Below are 10,779 nucleotides of genomic sequence, written 5' to 3' on the forward strand. Positions count from 1 at the left end.
CTGTTGTATGATGACATGGTTAAGGAACGAGAACGAGAAGAATGACGGCAGGGCAAAATGAATTGCGTATGATCTGGCTGATTAGTCTGGTAATTGTGGGAATAAGTGCATGGTATCTGGAATTGCAGATCGTGACTTATCTCACTGGTCTGGGTTTCCTGATCAGCGTGATGCAATATATCAGTGCCATTGAAGCGCCCATGCGGGATCTGGCAGCACCGACGCAGGTGATTATGTCAGCCAATTCTAAAATACCGCTATATATTTCTTCTATTATCGCCATTGTCGGAGGCGTGACTGAGCTTAACTGGCTCATGGGCATTGGTATTACCGCCTGGATTTTCTTTCTATTACGCTGGCTACAACGTTTGGAACGTAATATTATCCAGTTGCAATCTCGTTACCGATCAGCAGATCAGACACATCCAGAAATCACTCAACCAGATATTCCTTTACCTATTGCTGCTCAAGCTAGTCCAGATCCACCACAATTGCTGGGTCAGATCCAACAGTGGATTTTTCGCGGAAATCCAGTTCTCAAAGCTGCGATCGCGATTCTGGTCATTGGGATTATTTTATTACTCCGTTTTGCGACAGAGCACTGGCAACTGAGCTTGGTGGTGAAATTAGGACTGGTCGCTTTATCTGCTGTTGTTGTGACCGGATTGGGTTTTGCTCTGATCACTAAAAATCGAAGTTTCGGTCTGGCACTGGAAGGTTTGGGATTAGGGGCACTATTTCTGACCTTGTTCTTTGCCTATTACAATCTGGTGATTGCCACGTTGCCACTGGCAGCTCTGGTGTTCTTGGTCATTTTGGCAATTGCGCTGTACTTAAGCTTGAAACAGGAAAGTATTGAGCTGGCAGTCATGGCCTTATTCATTGCCTATCTGGCGCCGTTTACCTTGCCGACCCGGGATGCTTCTGCGGTTGAATTCATCAGTTATTATTTGCTGATTAATATCGGCGTGCTGTTACTTAGCAGTTTGCGGCCCTGGAAAATCCTGAACCAGATTGCTTTTCTGGTCACAGTCATAGTAGGTGGAATGTATAGCCTGATTCATGGTCATACATACGAACGTTATACGATGACGACTCTGATTCTGGCTCATAGTGCGGTATTCATCTGGCTGGGCTTTCGCTTTAGCCAGTTACTGGCCCGGCAGGATCTTTCCCGTTTTCGTTTAAAACCGGTTCTGGATCTTGCCCTAATTTTCGCTGCACCGATTACCGCCTATCTTTTCCTGTATCTCATTCATTTCAATGAGCCTGATCAGAAGCTTTGGCAAGCCGGGCTTAGTCTGTTATTTACCGGGATATTTGCAATCTGTTGGACTTTAGTGCGTCGTAGAGAAAGTGTTCAGGTCATTTCCCAAAGTTATCTCAGCCTGATGCTGATCTTTCTGGCTTTGGTTCCCCCCATTTTATTGACAGAGCAGTGGAGCGTAGTCGGTTGGGCAGTTGAAGGCGTACTGATTTATCTCTGGGCATTGGAAAAGAATATTCGGGTTGCGCATTATCTGAGTATGGGACTGCTGATCATGGCAGGCTTCAGTAGTGTTTACTATCTGATTGAGCTTAATTCCACACCGCGGGAAATTTTCTGGATTCTCAGCTTCTGTTATGTCACCGTCGTCTTCCTGAGTCAGCTTAAAGCCAAATATCGCCAGCAGCTGAATAGTTTAAGTATCAGTTTTCTGAGCATTCTCAGTTTTGCTTCGACCCTGATGTTGTTTGCCTTGCTTGAAGATGAGTTTGCTCATGAACAGGCTTATATTTATAGTTTATTCAGTCTTGCACTGGGTTATACGGTTCTAAGTGAAATCATACAACGCAAGCATCAGGAATGGTGCTGGTTATTGCCAAAATGGAGCAGTCTTACGCCATTGGTGATCATTGCGATTTTGCTGGCTATTGATCATAGCGAAAATGGGATTCTGGTCTGGCCAAGTGCTTTGGAGCGTGGAATCTTTGCACTTTCATCATTATTGCTGGCTGCTTTATGGTTAAGACCGGTGAAAGGGATTGATTTATCCAAAGAGTGGATGAGCTTTGGTGTTTTTGCCAGCCTGGCTTTAGCCAGTTTATGCCTAATACCGAGCATGCCTTATCTCAGTATGGTAATTCTGCCTCTGGTATTCTGGTTCTGGTGTTACCGACAAAAAGAAAATTCAGAGTGGCGTTTACTCTGGCAAAGTAAAAACTGCTTGGTATTAATGGGAGCTTGGTTAATATGCTCACAGCTGTTTAACCAGCAAGCTTTCCAATATTACTGGCTGCCTCTATTCAATCCATTTGATCTGATCAGTCTGGCCATGCTTGCCAGTTTCCTATGGATGCTGTTGCAGCAGATTCGGGCAGGACACGATCGCGGTATGAGGTCGGTACTGATGGTGCTAAGCCTGTTATGGCTGTCGAGCTATATTGTATTACGGGCCCTACATATCTATCTGCAAATACCATTTAATAGTCTGGAATTATGGAGCAATGCTACGGTGCAGCTAAGCTTGACGATTCTTTGGGTATTGTTGGCTTGGGCAACCATGTGGACGGCTACGCTAAAAAGGCTTAAACCAATGTGGATTTTAGGAGGCAGTATTCTGGTGATCGTCAGCTTGAAGCTGGTGTTATTCGACCTGTCTCATACCGGTACACTGACACGTGTGATTTCATTCTTGCTGGCCGGTGGGGTCATGCTACTGATTGCGTATATAGCACCAATGCCGGATGGGGAGAAAAGGGTTTGAATCTAAATTACTCGATTTGAGCGTTAATTTAATCTCCCCAAACCCTGAACGAGCTTAAAGCACAGCTTTAAGCGATATGTAAAAGAAAGACAGGCTTTTTATGACAGTTCCTCCCTTAGTAAAGGGAGGTGAGGAGGGATTTAGAAAAAGTTATTTTAAATCCGGCTCTCTCTTCAGCTCCTTCTCATTGGCATATTGATCAACGTCTTCATTTTCCAGTGGGCGAGCCAGTGGATGATCAACAAAGCCCATTTTCGGTACCGGAATTTCAATCTGGTTATCGAGAAAGCCATTTCGAATCCGTTCCTGCATTTCATCACGGACTTTCAGATAATTTTCCTGCTGACACCAAATCGCAAACAAAAGTTCAATCGAAGATTCACGGAAGGCGGTGACTGTGACTGCAGGCTTTGGATCGGCCAGAACCAGCGGATATTTATTGGCAACATCAAGCAGTACTTCACGCACCTTGATGATGTCTTCATGGAAATTAATAGCCAAGGTAATCGGAATACGCCGGATTGGAAACTTGGACAGGTTGTGTACCGGAGCCCGAATCAGTTGTTCGTTCGGCAAACGTATATAGATATTATCTTGGGTAAGCAGTTTAACCGAGAGCAAATCAATCGAAATCACTTCACCTTCAACGGTATGTCCACGAATCAGTGTAATCTGAATGGTATCACCGACCTCAAAAGATCCTTCACCAATCAGGAAGATACCGCTGATCAGGTTGGATGCAGAGGTTTGAGAAGCGAAACCCAAAGCCACAGTTAAAATACCCGCTGCACCGAGGAAAACACTGAGCTTAAAGCCGGCTTCCTTCAAACTCGCCATCACAAACAACAGGAAAATAAAGTAGAAAATCCCGCGGCGCCAGACCATTTGCTGATGCGCATTAAAGCGTATACCGATAGTACGGATAAAAGCATTCGAGAAAAAACGTGCGATCAGGAAACCAATAAAACACAGCACAACCGCGACGACAATTTCAGTCAGGCGATCCGTATTAATATTGGTAAATACTCCCTTGAGACTGTTGGTGACTTCGGTTGGAATATTCGAATTTGGCATCACACGCTCTTAGAAAAATGAATCAAACATATTAAATAAATTTCCCGCTGGATCACGCGGTGGGTGTAAATAATCTACTTCACCCGCATTGGGCGGGGTACGGTTTTCCACCCGGATCCGAGGTGGGCGATCCAGACCTTCATGCAAAACCTTAATCTGCGAGGTCCACAGACGTTCAGTGCTGGCACTATAAAAGAGAGGCAATGCAGGTACTGGAACATTCATCCGATCGAAACGCAGTTGCTGCTGACTGGTATTATGAAACTCAATCGGGGTCACAGCACGGAATGCACGAGGACGTAATTGTTGGAGCTCGGTTCTTCCGTCAACTGCGGTAGCATAGCAAATTTCACCGGAACGATGATTGGGTCCAAACCAGGTGTCTTTCGGTAAAATCACTGGAAGATCAAAAATCGGTTCACGTTGACCTTCGACAAAACCGGCAATCCATAGCGGGGTGCTGATATAGAGGGTTCCACGTTGTCCAGCCGGAATATAAATCGGATCAACCGGTTTAATTACTACGGAGCGATTCGCCAGACGCGGCATAAGCTGTAACTTGCTTTGGGTAGATTTGAACATATAGCGTTCAATTTTCACCGGTTTCGGAAATGCAAACAGTGGATCATTAATCTGATGCCATTGCTGTTCATAATCGTACTGCACCGTCGGACGATAATATTCCAGTCGCCATTCCTGCAAACCTCGGGTCAAACGAAACAGCAGAGAGCCAAATTGCCAAGCCTTGGACTCGTTAATTTCAAAACTTTGTTCTCCCCACCATTGAATTCTGGGAGACTGCAGGTTTAATTCCTCTTGATCTTGCGGCAATGTTGGCATCCTTTCTTGCTAAATCTTTGAAAACATACTTCACGCTGTCATATGCTTAGAGTACACTCAATTTAAATTTTTTCATCATTATTATAATCTGCGATGCAAGTACTGAAACAATTACAAATCCCGTATAGCTTTGCGAAACGTCATGGTGTGCTATTGCGTTATGAGGGAGATCAGGCTTTTATTGTCCGTCGTGACAATACATCTATGCTTGCATTACAGGAAGCACGCCGTTTGCTGGGTCATCCGGCTCAGTATCAACATTGTACAGAACAAGAATTCAATCAGTTACTCAGTTCCAGTTTTGCCGGCGATAGTGGTGAGTCACAGCAGGTCGCGGCTGGTCTGGAAGATCACCCGGATTTATTAAGCCTTGCTGATTCGGTCCCTGAAGCCGAAGATCTGATGGATCAGGAGGATGATGCGCCTATTGTCCGTCTGATCAATGCCTTGTTGTCTGAAGCAATCCGTGTTGGCGCCTCAGATATTCATGTGGAATCCTTCGAAAAACGACTTTCTGTACGCTTGCGTGTCGATGGGCAACTACGTGAAATTGTGCAGCCGCGTCGTGAGCTGGCACCATTACTGATATCACGGATCAAGGTCATGGCCAAGCTGGATATTGCGGAAAAACGGATTCCTCAGGATGGCCGTATTTCCTTGCGTCTGGCAGGTCGCGAAGTCGATGTTCGTGTTTCGACCTTGCCATCTTCTTATGGTGAGCGGGTGGTGATGCGTTTGCTGGATAAGCAGGCTGGCCGTCTGAATATGACTCATCTGGGCTTGATGAATAACGATTATGATCGACTCAAGACCCTGGTGCATCGTCCTCATGGTATTATTCTGGTGACTGGACCTACCGGTTCGGGTAAGACCACCACCTTATATGCAGCACTCTCTGATCTAAATGATGGTTCCAAAAATATTCTGACAGCTGAAGATCCAGTGGAATATCAGTTAGAAGGGATTGGTCAGACTCAGGTAAATACCAAAGTCGATATGACCTTTGCCCGTGCCTTAAAAGCCATGTTACGTCAGGATCCAGATGTGGTGATGGTGGGGGAAATCCGTGATCTGGAAACTGCAGAAATTGCAGTTCAGGCATCATTGACTGGTCACCTGGTATTATCAACACTACATACCAATACTGCGATTGGTGCAGTGACGCGTTTAAAAGATATGGGAATTGAGCCATTCTTACTATCCAGCTCTTTAATTGGCGTAGTTGCTCAGCGTCTGGTGCGTACCTTATGTCCACATTGTGCGACCTGGAAGGATGCAGATGCATTTGAGAAAAATCTGTTTGAACATATTGAGCATCCACAGGATTTAAGATTACCTCAACCGCACGGTTGTGAACGCTGTGGGAATACCGGCTTTAGTGGACGTACTGCCATTTATGAAATTGTACCGGTTGATGAACATATGCGCCGTCTGATTCATGGCAATGCGGCTGAATATGAGCTGGAAACCTATGCACGTCAGCAATCAGGTTCAATTCGCGATGATGGTTTACGTAAAGTGCTGGCTGGTAAAACCACGATTGAAGAAGTTCTGCGTGTAACCAATGAGGCGGCAGAGTAAATTTTTATTCGATGGGATAGGAAGGCACTGTTTTCTTAAATAAATATCTCAAATGATCATTTTTCTATTAAATAGCATAAAGCAATTTTGATCAAAATTTTATAAGAATGATCAGCTCTATCCTGAAATGACTTCTGATTTTTCAGGATAGAGAGTCAAATATTTATTTAGACTTAGGTGATGACATTCAAAGTAACATCAATATTGTTACGGGTTGCATTTGAATAAGGACAAACGATGTGTGCGGCATCGACCAGCTTTTGAGCTTCTTCCTGTTTCATGCCTTCTAAATGAACATTTAAAGTCACTTCAATACCAAAACCGGTAGGAATCGGACCAATGCCAACTTCACCTTCAATATAGGCATCTTTGCTAATATTGATTTTATCCCGGTTGGCAACAAACTTCATGGCACCTAAAAAACAGGCTGAATAACCTGCAGCGAACAATTGTTCAGGATTGGTCCCGCCACCTGGGCCACCCATTTCCTTAGGCACTGCCAGTTTCACATCCAGAATCTGATCGTCAGAGGTTGCACGGCCATCTCGGCCGCCTGTAGCTTTGGCACGTGCGGTATATACTGCTTTTTCTAATGACATGAGAGTATTTCCTGCTTGTTCTTTTATGGAACTTCTATGCTCCATAATTTCTAGGGAAGAATAAGCAGGGATTTTGTTAATTTATGCAAGTAAATGAGAATGCAGTAGAAAGTATGACTTAAGAAAATTGTAATAGCTTGTGATGCTGCATGAGTGGCATAGACTCACGCACTTTGGCCTGCTCAGTCAAATCAAAATCAACCGTAATAATCTGTGCGCCTTCCGCATGCACCATATCGAGAAGTTGACCACGGCTGTTTGTGGCAGCGGCATGTCCCCAAGTTTGACGTTTTTCACCATGCCAACCCTGTTGAGCAGCACCGAGAACTGTGCATTGAGTATCCATAGCACGTGCTTGCAATAATAATTGCCAGTGCATTTGGCCAGTGGTGTAAGTAAAGGCAGATGGCGCAGTTAAAATATTCGCGCCTTGGCCACGTAAATGAAGCGCGAGTTCAGGGAAACGCAGGTCATAGCAGACCATCATACCGATATTGCAAAAAGGCGTTTTCGCAACAACAATATCGGTACCTGGTTCAAAAAATTGGGATTCCTGATAGCCACCAACGGCATCACCGACCTGTACATCAAAGAGATGAATCTTGTCATAGCGGGCTTCAGTTTTTTCTGGACTAATACATAGACTTACGGTTCTAACCCGGCCATCTTCAATAATCGAACCATCAGGACGATAAGGACATGGTAATGTCCCCGCGATAATCCAGATCTGATATTGATGAGCCAGCTGTTCCAGACGTTGTTGAATGCTCTCGAACTGAGCAGCGGTTTCGCGCTGTTTACCAGCAGCAAAACAGACGAAATTTTCAGGAAAGACAATAAGTTCAGCGCCTTTTGCTTTACTTTGTTGAATTAATGATTCGATAGTCATGAAATTTTGCTCAATTTCATTCTGGGAATTCATTTGTGCAACAGAAAGTAAAGTCATAGGGATTCCTTATTGTGTGTTTATACCTTTTGTTCAGAAACTTGATCTAGATTATCTTGTTCTTTTTGCAACTGTTTGACCAAGGGCTCAAACATATTCTGGTTGCTCTGATTTAACCGCATTAAAGTCTTGTGTGCATCCAGAACAGTTTTCAGCATCGCTTGATGCGTCACATGTTCTTCCATCAGTTTACGCGTACATACATTTGAATCACCGCAGTAATCCAAAATGACAAAGACCTGCCCCAAGCCCATACTGTTGGCCAGAGTAGTGATATCAGAGTTAGTCGACAACATCACCGCCTGGATCTTATGGAGCTGCTTAAGTTTAAGTCCTAATTTTGCTAGGACACCCAGTACAGTGCTGTCAATAAAGCTGGTTTCAGTCAGATCAACAATTGCGCCAACAACGTTGTCCTGCTGCTCAAGTTTGTTCAGTAATTTGTCTAGACTAATACAAGATTGGGCCCGCACTTCGCCGATAAGCTTAAAAATATGCGTTCCATTCAAGCTTGCATATTCAACATGACCTGTTGACATATAAATGCCATTTGCAGAGAAGGATATTAAATTATCCCATAGGGTCTATAGATACTCAAGTAGCTGAAAGTCGCAATCAAATTAAGTGCTTATAAAGCTTGTGATTATACTGCTATTTCACTCTTATAAAGCTGAGAATGGCAATATCGTCGGCAACATGTTCGGGTGCTTCGAAGGATTCGTTTTGTAAGTGATGCAATAATTGGGAAAATTGTTCATTCAGACCGCCGCTAAACGGCTCCAATGCCCCATCTGAACAGATAATGAAACGTGCATTGCGGCTGAAGATATACTCATTTTCGTCTACCTCAAGGTCTTCAGTGAGGCCAAGAGGGAAGCTGCTGGATGACAGGATTTTTGGTTCCTGATTCGGTTCAAAGATAATCGGAGGAGGGTAGTGACCAGCACTGGACCATTTCAAGACATGGGTTTCCAGGTTCAGGATTCCGGCAATCATGGTGATATGCTTTTCGATATTTTCCTGAACCAGCATCCCGTTTAGTTTCTTGATTAGCTCACGAGGCGTTTTGGAGCGACCATGAAAAGCCGCCATCCAGGACGTTAATAAACTGCTGGTAACGCCATGACCAGAAACATCCGCAAGATAAAAAATGATTTCTTTATCGCTGATTTTCCAGTAATCGTACCAATCGCCAGATAGATAGGCAGAAGGCTGAAAATAGGTTTCAACTGCATAATTGGTTAATTCAATTTCATTCGGCAGCAAACGTTTTTGTAGCTCTGCCGCAGAAGGAAGATCACGACTATCCTGATTACGCTTATATTGCGCATCAATTTTTTGTAATGCGATATCGGGTTGTTCAGGCAGTTTATTCCAGATCCAGCCTGCCAAAGCACCTTGTTCCCAAGCTTGTGCCAAGGCTGTTCCTTCATTTTCTAGCGCTAATACTACAGTCGGAAGGTTCCACTTATATTTCAGATAATCATGTACATCTGCAATAGCAATAATCGTTGCATCGTACAAGTCGTGATCTTCCAGCTTGATTACTTGAACGTGCGGAAGCTTCTCAAGTACTTGATCTAAATAAGGAATATCACGGGTAGGTTGAATGAAATACATAGACAGGTAGTTCGATCCTGGAATGAGTTATAAGATGTACTATAACAAGCAAATGATTGCTAGCGAACAGTTTCCGCTAGCAAATCATCATTGAGCTTAGGTTTCAAAGGTCATCACTAGAAGATTCAGTCTCATTTTCATCGAAAGATTCATCTTCAAGATTTTCATCATCGAAGTCATCTTCAAGGAATAAAGATTCCTGTTCCAGACCTTTTTTCTGGGCGATCATATAATTGGTGCGCTGCAAATAAATATCGCGAATTTGTGCATAACGATCACCTGTTAACACACCTTCAATATCAAGTAATTCTGCACGATTATCAATTGCACGCCAGAATTGATCACCCCAATACAAGCCTTCATCATCTTCAAGAATATATTTCTGTGGACGGGTCTGGCTATCGACTGCCATACCGAAAGTATCACGCACAGAACTTGGGCCCAGGAACGGTAACATCACATAAGGGCCAGAAGGTACACCATAATAACCTAGTGTGATCCCGAACTTTTCATCTTCATGATCCAATCCCAGACGACGGGCAGGATCTGCCAGACCTAAAGTAGTTAAGGTATTAATGGTAAAACGGCCCAAAGATTTTGCCGCACGAGCAGGACGGCCCTGAATCAACTGGTTTACCGCATTCCATGGTTCACCCAAATTGCTACGGAACTGGGTGTAGCTGCCACGAACATCTTGAGGAACCTTTTCCTGATACTGAACCGCAATGGGGCGAACGACTGCCTGATCGATTGCATCATTAAATTGATACACCTTTCTATTCCAGCCCTGAAAAGGATCTTTAACTTCTTCAGCCTGTGCAGCACTAGCATCGACTTTTAGCTGGGTTTGCAGGTGACTCACCTTGGAAGATATTTTTTCTCTGAGTGGAACCGTATCAGTAGTAGTAGATTCAGTTTCTATTTCAGTCTGTTCAGCCTGAGTAGTGTCTTCAGCAAAAATTAATGGGCTAGAGGCCAAAGAAAATAAGCATAAAGATAAATAAATAGAGCGATGCATAAGGAAACCCCAAAGCCTTGTTCTGAGTATAGTGGCGTTGTTTAACCCGGAATGATAAACTGTATTACTAGGAATAGGCGTAATTTAAGCAAAATTGTATAATAAATGAATAAAAACTTCATAAAAGGCTAAAAATTAGACATGCGGTAAGATTTATTTAAAAAAGGTGTTGCAAGGCATCTGAAATGCTGTAGAATGCACATCCATCGGCGGTGATGAAGATTAAAACTTCTGATAAAACAGTAACTTAGCATAAAATAGTTAAGTTGGGTTTTAGAAAGGGGGTTTAAAAATAATTTTCATTACTGGTTGACTTTCTAGAGATAGAGAGTAATATAGCCGACCTAGCTTGCT

Annotated in this window: 9 protein-coding genes; 2 read left to right on the forward strand and 7 right to left on the reverse strand. The window is 43.6% G+C overall.

Going from position 1 to position 10,779, the window contains the following annotated elements; translation table 11 throughout:
* Positions 1-41: 41 nt before the first annotated feature.
* Entirely contained in the window at positions 42-2,747 is a 2,706-nt protein-coding gene (locus F897_RS05690; protein WP_005233956.1) for a DUF2339 domain-containing protein, read from the forward strand.
* A 150-nt stretch (positions 2,748-2,897) separates the two neighbouring features.
* On the opposite strand, the gene F897_RS05695 is transcribed toward F897_RS05690, so the two are convergent.
* The gene (locus F897_RS05695; RefSeq protein ID WP_005233958.1) at positions 2,898-3,821 is read right to left on the reverse strand and encodes a mechanosensitive ion channel family protein; all 924 of its coding nucleotides are present in this window, start codon (positions 3,819-3,821) and stop codon (positions 2,898-2,900) included.
* Positions 3,822-3,830: 9 nt separating this feature from the next.
* Entirely contained in the window at positions 3,831-4,661 is an 831-nt protein-coding gene (locus F897_RS05700) for a hypothetical protein (RefSeq protein ID WP_122959115.1), read from the reverse strand.
* A gap of 93 nt (positions 4,662-4,754) precedes the next feature.
* Here F897_RS05700 and gspE point away from each other — a divergent pair, with 93 nt between their 5' ends.
* Complete coding sequence (gene gspE / locus F897_RS05705; RefSeq protein WP_005233967.1) at positions 4,755-6,242, forward strand: type II secretion system ATPase GspE; 1,488 nt, start codon at positions 4,755-4,757, stop codon at positions 6,240-6,242.
* Positions 6,243-6,415: 173 nt separating this feature from the next.
* Here the strand turns inward: gspE and F897_RS05710 are convergent, their stop codons facing one another.
* From F897_RS05710 to F897_RS05730, 5 genes are all read right to left on the reverse strand, one after another.
* A complete protein-coding gene (locus F897_RS05710; protein WP_005233969.1) occupies positions 6,416-6,841 on the reverse strand; it encodes an organic hydroperoxide resistance protein in 426 nt (141 codons plus the stop codon).
* A gap of 118 nt (positions 6,842-6,959) precedes the next feature.
* Entirely contained in the window at positions 6,960-7,787 is an 828-nt protein-coding gene (locus F897_RS05715) for a carbon-nitrogen hydrolase family protein (RefSeq protein WP_005233971.1), read from the reverse strand.
* A gap of 20 nt (positions 7,788-7,807) precedes the next feature.
* Positions 7,808-8,326, reverse strand: a complete 519-nt coding sequence (gene gigB, locus F897_RS05720) for an anti-anti-sigma factor GigB (RefSeq protein WP_004783532.1) — start codon at positions 8,324-8,326, stop codon at positions 7,808-7,810.
* 112 nt (positions 8,327-8,438) lie between these two features.
* The gene (gene gigA, locus F897_RS05725) at positions 8,439-9,407 is read right to left on the reverse strand and encodes an RsbU family protein phosphatase GigA (protein ID WP_005233974.1); all 969 of its coding nucleotides are present in this window, start codon (positions 9,405-9,407) and stop codon (positions 8,439-8,441) included.
* Between the two features lie 103 nt (positions 9,408-9,510).
* Complete coding sequence (locus tag F897_RS05730) at positions 9,511-10,425, reverse strand: MlaA family lipoprotein (RefSeq protein ID WP_005233975.1); 915 nt, start codon at positions 10,423-10,425, stop codon at positions 9,511-9,513.
* Between the last annotated feature and the right edge of the window lie 354 nt (positions 10,426-10,779).

The organism is Acinetobacter variabilis (assembly GCF_000369625.1).
Taxonomy (GTDB): Bacteria; Pseudomonadota; Gammaproteobacteria; order Pseudomonadales; family Moraxellaceae; genus Acinetobacter; species Acinetobacter variabilis.